Origin of the sequence: Sphingomonas faeni, assembly GCF_040407505.1 — a bacterium.
In the GTDB taxonomy this organism is placed as follows: Bacteria; Pseudomonadota; Alphaproteobacteria; order Sphingomonadales; family Sphingomonadaceae; genus Sphingomonas; species Sphingomonas faeni_E.
In genome coordinates this window covers 771,072-784,382 of sequence record NZ_JAPZPQ010000002.1, presented here as the reverse complement: position 1 = coordinate 784,382, position 13,311 = coordinate 771,072, and the positions used below count along the sequence as shown (strand labels likewise).

Genomic DNA, 13,311 nt, shown 5'->3' with positions numbered 1-13,311 from the left:
TTTGAGCAGCGGCCGCGCTCAGTCGGTAGTTCATGTATCGATTTTACGTAATTTTCGCGTGGCTGACCCGATAATCCGGTCATGGATTTTCGTCGTCTTCGGCCTGTGTCGGGACAGCGGACCATGCCGAAACGTAAAGGCATGACCATGCGGCCAGACGCTAACGACACGATGTCCCCAGAAACCAAGACCGGCGTGACCCGCCGCAATCTGCTCGGCTCGGCGATCGTCGCCGGCGGTGCAGCGGCGTTGCCGATCGCGCACGCCGATGCCGCGACCACCGAGCGGACGGTCGACGTCCTGCTGATCGGCGGCGGCATCATGAGCGCGACGCTCGCCGTCCTTCTCCGCGAGCTCGAGCCGACCTGGACGATCGAGATGGTCGAACGTCTCGACAAGGTCGCCGACGAGAGCTCGAACGGCTGGAACAACGCCGGCACCGGCCACTCCGCGCTGTGCGAACTCAACTACACGCCGGTCAACGCGGCCGACGGCAAGGTCGAGATCGCCAAGGCAGTCGAGATCAACGAGCAGTTCCAGGTCACGCGCCAGTTCCTCAGCCACCAGGTCGATACCGGCATCCTCGCCAACCCGCGCTCATTCATCAATTCGACGCCGCACATGAATTTGGTGTGGGGCGATGCCAACGTCGCCTTCCTGCAAAAGCGCCATGCCGCGCTCCAGGCGAGCCCGCTCTTCTCGGGCATGGAATTCACCACCGACCCTAAGCAGATCTCGCAGTGGGTGCCGGTGATGATGGAGGGCCGCGCGCCCGGCACGAAGCTCGCCGCGACGCGCTCGCCGCTCGGCACCGATTGCGACTGGGGCGAGGTCACGCGCCAGTATATCGCCTCGCTCGCCAAGCAGGACAATTTCACGCTGACCACCGGCCATGAGGTCCGCTCGCTCGAACGCGAGACGATCGGCGGCAAGAAGGCGCGCTGGCGCGTCACCGCGCGCGACATGAAGACCGACGAGAAGCAGGTGATCAAGGCACGCTTCGTGTTCGCCGGCGCCGGCGGCGGCGCGCTGCCGATCCTCCAGAAGTCCGGCATCCCCGAGGCCGACGATTATGCCGGCTTCCCGGTCGGCGGCTCGTTCCTGGTCGCGGACAAGCCCGCAATCACCCACCGCCATCTCGCCAAGGTCTATGGCAAGGCGGCGGTCGGCTCGCCGCCGATGTCCGTGCCGCATCTCGACACGCGCTTCCTCGATGGCAAGCAGGCGCTGTTGTTCGGCCCGTTCGCGACCTTCTCGACCAAGTTCCTCAAGGAAGGCTCGTATTTCGATCTTCCGGCGTCGGTCACGCTCGACAATTTCCGGCCGATGCTCGCGGTCGGCTGGGACGATTTCGACCTCGTCGAATATCTCGCGGGCCAGCTCATCATGTCGGACAGCGACCGGATGGACGCACTGCGCGAGTATTTCCCGGGTGCGAAGGACGGCGACTGGCGCCTGTGGCAGGCGGGCCAGCGCGTCCAGATCATCAAGCGCGATCCGGAGAAGGGCGGCGTACTGCGGCTCGGCACCGAGATCGTCGCGTCGAAGGACGGCTCGATCGCTGCGCTGCTCGGCGCCTCGCCCGGTGCCTCGACCGCCCCGTCGATCATGCTCAACCTGCTGAAGAAGGTGTTCCCGAACCACCTCGCCACCGCCGGCTGGCAGGCGAAGATCCGCGAGATCGTGCCGACCTACGGCGTGATGCTCAACGAGACCCCGGACGTCCTCGCCGAGCATTGGGCCTCGACCGCCGACACGCTGCAACTCGCGATCCCCTCGCCCACGGTCGGCGTCGCAGCCGGCCCACGCCCCGCGGCCATGCGCGTAAAGCCAGACCGCAGCCCCGACCTCGCGCTGTAATCTATACCAAACGCCACCTCACGATCCTCCCCCGCCAGGGGGAGGTGTCGCCGAAGGTGACGGAGGGGGAGGACACGGAACGGCGGTCGTCGCCTGCCGCCCCCTCCGTCTGGCAAACGCCAGCCACCTCCCCCTGGCGGGGGAGGATCAGCGAGCGCTGTTTCCGGAACGTACCTTAAGTCCTTGGAACGGCTGTCCTACGCTGCGACGATCTGCCACGGTCGCAAGATGATCGCCCCGCCACCCTCGCAAAACCACCACCAATCCGGCCAAGGATCGGCTCCAAAAGCCGGAAGTGCACACTCCGCGCAAACCGCGCCAGCGTGTGCACTTTGTGAACTTCCAGCTTTTCGGCGGGCCGCAGCGTGAACCGCCTGGCCCCCGATGCAGACGATTCGCGCTTCATCCGCCGCGTCATCCTGACCATCGTGATCGTCGCGGTCGTCGCCGCACTCTACAAAGCCGGCGACCTGCTCATCCTCGCCTTCGGATCGATGCTCGGCGCGATCGTCATCCACGCGATCGCCGATCTCTACCGCGACCATCTCCGGATCCCGCGCAAGCCCGCGCTCGGCCTCGGCATCGCCACCGTGCTCGGCGTCATCGCGTTCCTGGTCTGGTTGTTCGGCGTGCAGTTCCGCAGCCAGGTCAACGTCCTGATCGCCCAGACGCCGGCGCTGCTCGACCAGCTCGCCGCGTATCTCTCGCAAAGCGCAGTCGGCGCGAAGCTCGTCGATGCCGTGCAGCAGGCCTATGCCGGGTCGAAGGTCGCGCAGGATGTCGGCGGACTCGTGACGGGCGCGGGCGAACTCGTGCTCAACTGCCTGTTGCTGTTGGTCGGCGCGCTGTTCTTCGCTGCCGACCCCAAGGTGTACGAACGTGGCTTCCTGCTGCTCATCCCGCGCTCGAAGCGGGCCGCGGTCGAGGATGCGCTGTTCGACGTCGGCTCGACGCTCCGGCTTTGGCTCGGCTCGTCGCTGATCCTGATGACGACGATGGGAATCCTGGTCGGCATCGGGCTCTGGTTGTCGGGCGTCCCCAGCGCCGCCGCGCTCGGCCTGCTCGCCGGATTGTCCGAGTTCATTCCCTATATCGGCCCGACCGCGGCGATGATCCCGGCGCTCGGGCTTGCCGCGACGCAGGGGACCTCGGCGATCGTCGGCACGCTCGTCACCTATGCGGTCGTACGGCTCGTCCAGACCAATTTCATCACGCCGTACGTGCAGAACCGCGTGATTTCGATCCCGCCCGCGATCACGGTTTTCGCCATCATCGGCATCGGTACGATCTTCGGCCTGTTCGGATTGTTCTTCTCCGCAGCCCTGTTGGTGGTCATCTTCACGCTCGTCCGCAGCCTGTATCTGCGCGAGGTTCTCGGCGAGGATATCCCGAAGACGGTCCACCGGACGTTGCTCGGCCCCGACCTGACGCCGAGCCCTCCGAGCGAAGATTTGTAAAGAATTCAACTGCTCGCTGGCGAACGGGCCGATTCGTCCCGTCAACCTTAGTTCGAAATTAACCTTTTGCCTTCAGATGTTGTGTGGTTAATGAATGGAAGTCGAGCTGCTGACATGGGGTGTCGGGCGGTCTCGCGAACAGGGGACGACGCATGCGAGTGCTGCTGATCGAGGACGAGCCGACGACGGCCAAGGCTATCGAGCTGATGCTGACGACCGAAGGGTTCAACGTCTACATCACCGATCTCGGGGAAGAAGGCCTCGATCTGGGCAAGCTGTATGATTACGACATCATCCTGCTCGACCTGAACCTGCCCGACATGCACGGTTATGACGTGCTCAAGCGCCTGCGCGTCGCCCGTGTCGCGACGCCGGTGCTGATCCTGTCGGGCGTCAACGAGATGGACTCGAAGGTACGGAGCTTCGGCTTCGGCGCCGACGACTATGTCACCAAGCCGTTCCACCGCGAGGAGCTGATCGCGCGCATCCACGCCGTCGTCCGCCGCTCGAAGGGGCACAGCCAGTCGGTCATCCGCACCGGCAAGCTGGCCGTCAATCTCGACGCGAAGACCGTCGAGGTTAACGGCAGCCGCGTTCACCTGACCGGCAAGGAATATGCGATGCTGGAGCTGCTTTCGCTCCGCAAGGGCACGACCTTGACCAAGGAGATGTTCCTCAACCACCTTTACGGCGGGATGGACGAACCCGAGCTGAAGATCATCGACGTCTTCATCTGCAAGCTCCGCAAGAAGCTCAGCCTCGCCTGCGACGGCGAGAATTACATCGAGACCGTCTGGGGTCGCGGCTACGTGCTGCGCGAACCCGACGAAGTGCTCGAATCCCAGGTTGCGTAACTCCCCAGTTTTCGGGAGCACGAAGGCCGCGGCATCGGGGGGTGCCGCGGCCTTTCCTATTTCTCGGGGTAGCCGCCCAATTTCGTCATCCTGACGAAAGTCAGGATCCAGGGTACAGAAGGCCGTCCTTGATTGCTCTGGATCCTGACTTTCGTGAGGATGACGGACTATTTTTTCGAAGGCAGCGCCCCGCTAGGCCTTCCGCCGCCACCGCCGGAACAGCCCTCGCTTGCTGAGCGACTCGAACATCTCCTGAGGGCCTTCCGGATCGAGCACCTCGTTATCCGCCAACCAAGCCTCGACCGCAGTCAGATCGGGCACCTCGTAACACCGCAACGTCTTGCTCACGCCGACCGAATCCTGCCGCAACCGCTCGATCGTCTCGATCAGCGACCCCGTCTCGGCGATCATCGCACTGACCACCTCCACCGCGACGCCGAGATGCTCCGCCATCAACCCGTCCCGGATCGCCGCAATCCCCTCCGCAGTCGCCGCATCGACGGCCCGAATCGCCAAATCACACTCCGTATCGAGCCGCAGCGACCGGTTGTTGACGTTCGACGATCCCAACCGGAACACGTCGTCGTCCGCGATCAGGATCTTCGCGTGGCAATAGATCGGCGCGCCGTCCCTCGTGTACGGATGATACATCCGCAGCCGCCGATGCGTGTCGCGCCGGTGCAGCGCCTCCATCAACCGCGCCCGCGCCGTGTCCATCGCCAGCGGCTCCAGCCACCCCTGCGCCACGGTCGGGTTGATGATGACGATCTCCGGCCCGTCCGCCTCGTCGAGCCGCCTCGCCACCGCCTCCGCCACTTTGCGCGACGCGAAATACTGGCTCTCGATATACAGATGCTTCTTCGTGCGAGCGATCTGCCCGAGGAACAGCGCCTCGCTCTCGTACACCGGCGCCTGGTCCGACATCTCCGGCTCCGTCCGCGCGATGCCGACGTCGACGTCGCGAAAATCCACCGCAAGGCCCTCAGGCCAGAACGTCCCGCCCGGCACGCCTGCCGCCATCGGCTTGCCCCCCGCCAGTCGCCAGCGACGACGGAACAGCTCGCCCAGCGCATGCGCAACGGGGCCCTGCACCGCGCTGATCGCGTCGTGCCACGGCTTGTACGGCTTGCCCGATGGCTGGACGCGGTGCGGATCGCCGTCGCGGTGCTCGCGCGTGTCCCACCGGTCGCCGGTCATGTCGATCCCGCCGCAGAACGCCAGCGCATCGTCGATGATGACGATCTTCTGGTGATGCGACGCCGCGGTCGGGTGATGCCCGTCGAGCTTGGTATGGATCCGCTTGTGCCGCATCCACTTGAGCATCGTGAACAGCGTCGATCCGCGGAACAGCGACTTGATCGCCCCGGTATCCCAGCGCAGCACGAAGATCTCGAGTTCGGGTTCGCGCTCGACTAGCCAGTGCATGAACGCGCCCAGCGTCTTGGGTTCGCCCGGCCGATCGACGCCAGGCTCGAGCGAAATACGCGCATCGAAATCCCAGCCGATCAGCAGGATGCGGCGTTTGGCCCCCAGCATCGCGACGCGCGCCGTCCGGAAATAGTCTGCCGCATCGACGATCACCGCCATCCGCTCGGCACGTTCGATCCGCCAGCACTCCGTCCCAACCTGCATCGGTATCCCTTCGTCCGTTGCCGGAAGATATGCGCGGCGCGCGGTTTGGTTGCGTAAACGCCCTGTATCGGCGCGTCCCGCCGCCCTATCTGGGATGACGATGGCCGCTCCTCCTACCCAGCCGCCGGCGCAGCGCAAGGTGATCCATGTCGACATGGATGCCTTCTATGCGTCGGTCGAACAGCGCGACGATCCCTCGCTGAAGGGCCGTCCGGTGGCGGTCGGCGGGTCGCGTGCGCGTGGCGTGGTGGCGGCTGCGAGCTACGAGGCGCGAGCGTTCGGTGTCCGCAGCGCGATGCCATCGGTCACCGCGATCCGGAAATGTCCCGACCTCGTATTCGTGCCCCCCCGGTTCGACGTATACCGCGAAGTCTCGAACCGGATCCGTGCGATATTCGCCGACTATACCGACCTGATCGAGCCGCTGTCGCTCGACGAGGCGTATCTCGACGTTACCGAGGACATCCGCGGGTTAGGCACGGCCGCCGCGATCGCGGAGGAAATCCGTGCACGCATCAAGGCCGATACCGGTCTCACCGCATCTGCCGGGGTCAGCTACAACAAGTTCATCGCCAAGCTCGCCTCGGACCAGAACAAGCCCGACGGGATCTGCATCATCACGCCGAAGCGCGGCGCGGCGTTCGTCCAGTCGCTGCCGGTCAAGCGCTTCCACGGTGTCGGCCCAGTGACCGCGCAGAAGATGGAGCGGCTCGGCATCCTCACCGGCGCGGACCTTTACGGTATGACGCTCGCGTTCCTCCAGGCGCATTTCGGCAGCTATGCGGACTATCTCTACGGTGCGGCACGCGGCATCGATCACCGCCCCGTACGCGTCAACCGGGCGGCAAAGTCGGTCGGCGCGGAACGGACGTTCGAGACGAACCTGACGACTGCTGAAGATCTCCGCGCGGCGCTGCACCGGGTGGCGGATGCGGCGTGGGTGAGGATCGAACGGCATGGTACCCGCGGTCGCACGGTCACGCTCAAGCTGCGCCACGCCGACTTCCGCACGATCACGCGTGCACGATCGTCACAGGCGCCGGTCACGGACAAGGCCGCATTCCTGGCTGCTGGCCTCGACCTGCTGATGGCACAACTACCCGTGCCGGACGGCGTGCGCCTGCTCGGGCTCACGTTGTCGGGCATTATGGGCGAGGACGACGAAGTGCAGCCAAGCCTGTTGTAGGTTCAACTGGCGTCGGCGCCCCCTGCATCGGGCGCCAGCAGCGTCAGGATCGCAACCGCGCCTTGTCCCGGCCCTTCGCTTTCCAGACGCAGCGAACCCTGCATCGTGTTCATCGAATTGGCGCACCAGTGCAGCCCCAGCCCGCCAGACTTATGCGCACGCGTCGAGAAGCCGCGGTGGAACAGCGTCGCCGCGACCTCGGGCGTGATCCCCTCGCCATCGTCACGAATCTCGATCGTCACACGGCCGTCGACCTGCTCGATAGCGGTAACGATCGATCCGCTACCGGTTCCCCGGGCGACGATAGACTCGGCTGCATTGGCGAACAGATTGCCGATCACTTGGCTCAGGATCAGTCGGTTCGCCATGACGAGATTGGGTCCCGCCGGAAATCCGAACGCGATCGAAGCGCCGTCCAGATAGCGGACGATCGTCGCGTTGCGCGCGATGATCGCGGTGACGTCGCATATCTCCAGCGCCGGACGTTCGTGCGCGCCCTGCTGCTGCTGGCCGATGATCTCCAGAACATGCCCCATCGCCTCCCGGCCGATGCTGAGTTCGTGGCGGGTGGATTCGCGGTTGGCGGCGTCCGCGTCGATTGCTGCGGTGACGAACGCGGCAAGTTTCTGGCGGCGTTCGTCGGAAACATCGCCTCGCGCGAGTTCTTCGATCGCCCGATCGAGCGTGGCGCGATCGATTGGCGGCACCTGCGCGATCTCGCGGCTGAGGATCGTGCTGATCGGGTTCAACGCGTTGCGGACGTTGTGCATCACCGCCACCGCACTTTCGCTCCGCCCGAGATCGAATGACTGCACGCCGATCTGTTCACGCAGATCCTTCAATTGCTGCAACATCGCGTTGAAGTTGCGTCCGAGCGAACCGATCTCGTCGCGCCGCTCATCCTCTTCGAGCAGGGTGAGAGATCCCGACGCGCGAACTCGGCGCATATGATTTTCGATGCGCAGCAACGGACGCAGCACGAGTTGCGCAATGAGACGACGCAGCACGATGAGCACGAACAGCAACAGCACGATCGATCCTGCGATCGCAAACACCAGCACGCGCCGGCCGAGCCGCGTTGCATCACTTGGCACGGCAAACCGAACCGTGGCCACGGCGCGTCCGTCGGCTCCGATCAGTGGCACGGCAATTGGCGCTCTCGACCCTCGATAGGTCGCCACCCCCGAACTGCTGGAACCGACGTCTAACGTCGCGTCGACACCCAAAGCTTCGGAAATCTGCTTGGCGGTTATCAGACGTGCGACCGCGATATAGCCCTGCCCGGTATCCGCGCCGCTCGCCGCCGCCATTCGCGCGACACCTACCGCTGCGACACTGTTCCCCAGCCGCGTATAGAACCGCGCCGACCGACGCCGGCCAAGCACGTGCGCAAAGTCCGTACGATCGAGCAAATCAATCCATTGTTGCGACGAGGTCGAACCCGGTGGTCCGTTCCAACTCGCGCGAGCAATGCGCCCGTTTGCTGCGATATCGGCAACGCCATCGGCAGGGAGTAACCGCGTCGATGGCTTGGCGCTCCTATCAGGCGCAAGTCGCGCCCCGGATAGCTTTGTTTCATCACGGCGGTCTCGCGCCTCCGCCTGGACCCCAGCAGCGTATTTCGACAGCACCGCACGCGTCCGTTCGACTTGCCCCGCAATCGCCGCGTCTTCCAGCTTGGTAAAGCTCGGCGTGATGATCGACGCCAGCAACACCGTGATCGCGACTGTTCCGCACAGCGCGACGCCCGTCATGATCAGCAGGAGTTTCGCACCGAGCGATGCAGGCCGCCGCATCTTGCCGAATTGCCGCCCCAGCGTCGCCGGAACGCGACCCATCCCGACCGTCGGCACTAGTTGAGCATTCCATTGCCCAATTGCCGCGGTGTCGTCGGTCCGTCGCCCGCAACATCGTCTTCGCCGCCGAGATAGCGCGCTTTAGCCATGTCGAGCGCAACATCCGCGGCAACCGGGCGCGAGTAGAAATACCCCTGGAAATGGCTCGCCCCAGCCAGCTTGAGCGCCTGGACCTGCGCGTCGGTCTCGACGCCTTCCGCAATCACGCCCAGCCCCAGCGCGCGACCGAGATGGATGATCGAATGCACGATCGCCGCGCTTTCGCGCTCCCGACCCATCCCATCGATGAACGAGCGGTCGATCTTCAGGCAATCGAGCGCGAACTTGCGGATGTTATAGAGGCTTGAATAGCCCGTCCCGAAATCGTCGAGCGCGATCCGGAACCCCATCTGGCGCAGCTTGTAGAGCGTCTCAGCCGCGCGTTCCGCATCGTCGAAGATCGCGGTTTCGGTAATCTCGATCTGCAATCGCGCAGGCTCGATCCCGGCGCGCTCGACGCTCTCCATGATATGCCCGACGAAATTATGCCGGCGGAACTGGCGCGGCGAGAAATTGACCGAGACATACTGGCCAGGCCATTGCTTCAGGACGTCGAGCGCTTCGCCCAGCACCCAGTCGCCCAGTTCGTGGATCAGGTTCGATTCCTCGGCGATCGGAATGAACGTGCTTGGGCTCATCGCGCCATATTCGTCGGTGTTCCAGCGGATGAGCGCCTCGAAACCGATCACCTCGACCGCGTCGCGCGACACGATCGGTTGATAGACCAAACTCAGTTCGCCCTTCGCAATCGCCTGGCTCAGCCCACCCTCGACCCGCCGGCGAAAGCGGATGCCTTCGTCCATGCTTTCGTCGAACAGACGGACGATCCCTCGCCCACCGCGCTTGGCGTCGTTGAGCGCGAGATCGGACCGCCGCATCACGTCGACCGGATCGCGGCCCTGCCCGCCCTCGCTGACGACCACGCCCGCCGACGCGCCGCCCTGCACCGAATTGCCGAACACCTGCAGGCTGACCGAACACGCCGCGACGACTCGCTCGCATGCCATGACACCCGCCGCCTCGCCGGACGTCTCGAACAAGATGCCGAACTCATCCCCGCCGAGCCGGGCCACCAATGCTCCCTCCGGCGCCGATCGCTGCAGGATCGCACAGATCTCACGGATCAGCGCGTCGCCTGCCAGATGGCCAAGCGTGTCGTTGACCAGCTTGAACCGATCCAGATCGACCATGACCGTCGCGAAAAGCCCCGCCGCGCGCGTTCGTTCGGCCAGCGCGCGCAGGAACGCGAGCCGGTTCGGCGCGTCGGTCAGCGAGTCATGCGTCGCCATATGCACCGCGCGACTCTCGTTCGCGGCAAGCTCGGCGCTCTGCTCTTCGAGTTGAACAACCTGCGCGGCCAGCGTGACACGGGCCGCCTTCAACTCGCGATCGATTTCCCACCGTTTCGCAAGCGCCGTCGCGGTCTGGGTGACCTCGGCGACCTCGAACGGCTTTGCGATGTAGAAGATCTTGTCGGCAGGTCCTGCAACCTTGCTGATCTCGATCGGCGAGAAATCGGAAAATCCGGTGACGATGACGAGGTTGATCTCCGGGTCGAGCGCCCGGATACGCTGCGCCGTCTCGCGCCCGTCGATACCGGGTGGCATGCGGATATCGATGAACGCGACCGCGAACGGTTCGCCGTCCGCCAACGCCCGCGCGACGTCCGCGACCGCGTCCAGCCCTTGATGCACATGCGTCAGCACGAAGCCGGCGATGTCCCCGCGGCGGAGCTCACTGGCGTTCCCGCCAAACAGGTCGGCCGCCATCGCGCCAAGCGCCTCGCCGCTCTCCGATCGCTGACCGGCGAAGCTGCGCCGGTAGCTGTCATGCATCGCTGGCTCGTCGTCCACGATCAGAATGCGCATCGATACAGTTCCTCACTGGCCACCGCATCCGTGCCTTGCGGTACGCCAAGTGCCTTCATCGTTACGAAGGATAGTAACCTAAAGCAGTTAAGGCGCTGTGAACGATGTTTGTAACTTATGTCCAAGTGCTTGAGCGCCCAGCACGATTGCGCCAAGCGGCCCGGCGTTGTTGCCTAACGCAGGCGGCACGATGAACGTATCGACGAGCGCGACCTCGGGTAGCGTGATGTATCCGCCGAGGCTCCGCGTCATCGCCGCGCGGACCCGCGGGAACAGATGCGATGCCCCCATCACGCCGCCGCCCATCACGATGCGGCGCGGGATGCCGGTGAGCACGAGCGTGTGGCAAAGCTGCCCCAGCGCGTCCGCGACGTTGTCCCAGACCGGATGCTCGGCGGGCGCTTCGTCCGCCGGAAAGCCGATCCGTGCCGCGATGGCGGGTCCCGCTACCAGTCCCTCGATGCACGCGCCGTGGAACGGGCAATTGCCGATCCAGTCGTCACCCTGGAACCGAGCGGGGCGGATATGGCCGAGTTCGGAGTGCGTGAGGCCATCGACCGGACGGTTGCCCGCGATCATGCCAGCGCCCACGCCCGTGCCGACCGTGACATAGGCGATGTCCGGCAGGCCCTTCGCCGCCCCCCAGAATGCCTCGGCCAACGCTGCGCCGACCACGTCGCTATGGAAGCCCGTGGGCACGCCGTAACGTCGGCTCAGCCGTCCCGCGATGTCGGTCCCGGCCCAGCCCGGCTTGGGCGTCGAGGTGATATGGCCGTAATCGCCCGAATGGCGATCGATCGAGACCGGGCCGAAGCTCGCGATACCGATCGCCACGAAGCCACTCCACCGGTCGAGCACCGCCTCGATCGCGGCCAGCGTTTCTTCGGGGCGGGTCGTCGGGATCCGCACGGTTTCCTCGATCTGGTCGGGTCCGCGCGCAAGAATGCAGATGCATTTGGTGCCGCCAAGTTCGATACCTGCGACCAGCGGTGCTTCCGTCATCCTCAACTCCCAACACGTTTGCCGCGCCCGCTTCCTTCGCCGACGCCGTCCAGTCAAGAGCAGGTCGGTTCTGACGATCACGCTGAACGAGGATTTGATCTGCTGTCGATCCGTCCGTTCGTGCGTTATGCCGGTCGAGTTCACCCGAACAGACAGGAATTCCGAATGGCAAAGAAACCCGCGAAGCTGATCAAGGCGGACACCGATGTATCGGTCGAGGCACAGCCACAGTACAAGGTCGAGTATCGCGAAATTCAGCCTTATGGGACGCTGAAGAAACTCCCGATCGCACTTGAGGACAATGCCCGCGCCCAGAGCGTCGCGACGCTGAACCAGGTGCTCGCGGACACGATGACGATCCGCGACATGTACAAGAAGCATCATTGGCAGATGTCGGGCGCAACGTTTTACCAACTGCATCTGCTGCTCGACAAGCATTACGAGGAGCAGGCAGCACTCGTTGATCTCGTCGCCGAACGCATCATGGCACTTGGCGGTATCTCGATCGCGATGTCGCACGACGTCGCGGAGATGACGACGATTCCCCGCCCGCCCAGGGGTCGCGAGGATGTCCCGACCCAGCTTGCGCGCCTGCTCGAAGCGCACGAGATCATCCTGCGTCAGGCCCATGAAGGCGCCGAAGCCGCCGACGAATCGGGCGACGACGGCACCAACGATCTGCTGGTGAGCAACATCATTCGCACGCATGAACCGCAAGTGTGGTTCCTGGCGGAACACCTCGCCGCGACCGAACTGGTCCGTAGCGACAAGTAAGATTACGGCCCCCCTCTTCATACGAAGAGGGGGGCCGTACTTCGTTCCGACAGTACCGTGGGCCACAGCCGCACGGTGTGTTTAGCGCGTGGCGTTATACTTCAACTGATCGTCGGTGAGCTGGAATCCGACCAGCGCCTCGAAGCTCGCGCGCAGCACGGCCTGGCGAACTTCCGGCGTGCTCAGCGGATCGACCGCGGCGTCCTGATCGCCCGCCTTGCGCCGGCGGGTCAGTTTCTCCCGAACGTCTTCCGGCAGGGTGGCCGCAGCGCGTGACACGGTTGCAGTCGTCGTGCCCGACGCCGAAGCCAGCGCTTGTCCGGCGGCGAAGTGCAACGCCACCCGGCCGATGCGCTTGGCGACGACCGCGCTGCCGCCCCGCACGACCGTGATGAAATACGGCAACGTCACGTCGCGCGCCGCATCAGTACGCGTGCGGCGGGCCCGGATGTCGAACGTCACGTTGGTCACGACCTGGTCGGTCGCATCGGCGCAGGTCGAGCGGACGTTGGTCATGAAGGCGACGACGTCGATCGCTGACTGGTCGCGGCTGGTGACCGGGTCGAACAGCGTGATGTCACCGGTCGCCGCTGGGATCGCCACGGGCGGGCAGACCGAGCGGACTGCGGAAATGCCGCCGGTCGCGTCGACTTCGCCCTTGCCGGCGCACCCGCTCAACAAGATCGCACACGCAGAAACGGCTAGGATAGGGGCTTTCACGGCGACGCTTACCTTCTCGAACGAGCGAAAGGGCCACCGCATGTCGCAAGCGGCCCCTGTCGC

10 protein-coding genes are annotated in these 13,311 nt (G+C 64.8%); 5 read left to right on the top strand and 5 right to left on the bottom strand.

Annotation, left to right across the window (positions count from 1 at the left end):
• The first annotated feature begins 141 nt into the window (after window positions 1–141).
• The 3 genes from mqo to ctrA all read left to right on the top strand — a co-directional run bounded on the left by mqo (window position 142) and on the right by ctrA (window position 4,171).
• A complete protein-coding gene (gene mqo, locus O6X71_RS10160; RefSeq protein WP_353465741.1) occupies window positions 142–1,860 on the top strand; it encodes a malate dehydrogenase (quinone) in 1,719 nt (572 codons plus the stop codon).
• Between the two features lie 365 nt (window positions 1,861–2,225).
• Entirely contained in the window at window positions 2,226–3,317 is a 1,092-nt protein-coding gene (locus tag O6X71_RS10155; protein WP_353465740.1) for an AI-2E family transporter, read from the top strand.
• A 152-nt stretch (window positions 3,318–3,469) separates the two neighbouring features.
• Window positions 3,470–4,171, top strand: coding sequence for a response regulator transcription factor CtrA (gene ctrA, locus O6X71_RS10150; RefSeq protein WP_056064964.1), 702 nt, complete (start codon window positions 3,470–3,472; stop codon window positions 4,169–4,171).
• A gap of 192 nt (window positions 4,172–4,363) precedes the next feature.
• On the opposite strand, the gene O6X71_RS10145 is transcribed toward ctrA, so the two are convergent.
• Window positions 4,364–5,803 (bottom strand): phospholipase D-like domain-containing protein, encoded by a 1,440-nt coding sequence (locus O6X71_RS10145; RefSeq protein WP_353465739.1) that lies wholly within the window; start codon window positions 5,801–5,803, stop codon window positions 4,364–4,366.
• 100 nt (window positions 5,804–5,903) lie between these two features.
• On the opposite strand from O6X71_RS10145, the gene dinB reads away from it, so the two are divergent.
• Window positions 5,904–6,989 carry a DNA polymerase IV gene (gene dinB / locus O6X71_RS10140; protein ID WP_353465738.1) on the top strand — a complete coding sequence of 362 codons (1,086 nt, stop codon included), beginning with the start codon at window positions 5,904–5,906 and terminating at the stop codon, window positions 6,987–6,989.
• Between the two features lie 2 nt (window positions 6,990–6,991).
• Here dinB and O6X71_RS10135 read toward each other — a convergent pair whose 3' ends face one another.
• From O6X71_RS10135 to O6X71_RS10125, 3 genes are all read right to left on the bottom strand, one after another.
• Window positions 6,992–8,842, bottom strand: a complete 1,851-nt coding sequence (locus O6X71_RS10135) for a sensor histidine kinase (RefSeq protein WP_353465737.1) — start codon at window positions 8,840–8,842, stop codon at window positions 6,992–6,994.
• A complete protein-coding gene (locus O6X71_RS10130) occupies window positions 8,842–10,752 on the bottom strand; it encodes a putative bifunctional diguanylate cyclase/phosphodiesterase (RefSeq protein ID WP_353465736.1) in 1,911 nt (636 codons plus the stop codon). Before O6X71_RS10130 ends, O6X71_RS10135 begins: the two co-directional genes overlap by 1 nt.
• A gap of 87 nt (window positions 10,753–10,839) precedes the next feature.
• Window positions 10,840–11,754 carry an ROK family protein gene (locus tag O6X71_RS10125; protein ID WP_353465735.1) on the bottom strand — a complete coding sequence of 305 codons (915 nt, stop codon included), beginning with the start codon at window positions 11,752–11,754 and terminating at the stop codon, window positions 10,840–10,842.
• 165 nt (window positions 11,755–11,919) lie between these two features.
• On the opposite strand from O6X71_RS10125, the gene O6X71_RS10120 reads away from it, so the two are divergent.
• Window positions 11,920–12,528: a Dps family protein gene (locus O6X71_RS10120; RefSeq protein ID WP_353465734.1), complete on the top strand. Its 609-nt coding sequence runs from the start codon at window positions 11,920–11,922 to the stop codon at window positions 12,526–12,528.
• A gap of 81 nt (window positions 12,529–12,609) precedes the next feature.
• Here O6X71_RS10120 and O6X71_RS10115 read toward each other — a convergent pair whose 3' ends face one another.
• The gene (locus O6X71_RS10115) at window positions 12,610–13,212 is read right to left on the bottom strand and encodes a hypothetical protein (protein WP_435368472.1); all 603 of its coding nucleotides are present in this window, start codon (window positions 13,210–13,212) and stop codon (window positions 12,610–12,612) included.
• Window positions 13,213–13,311: the final 99 nt, after the last annotated feature.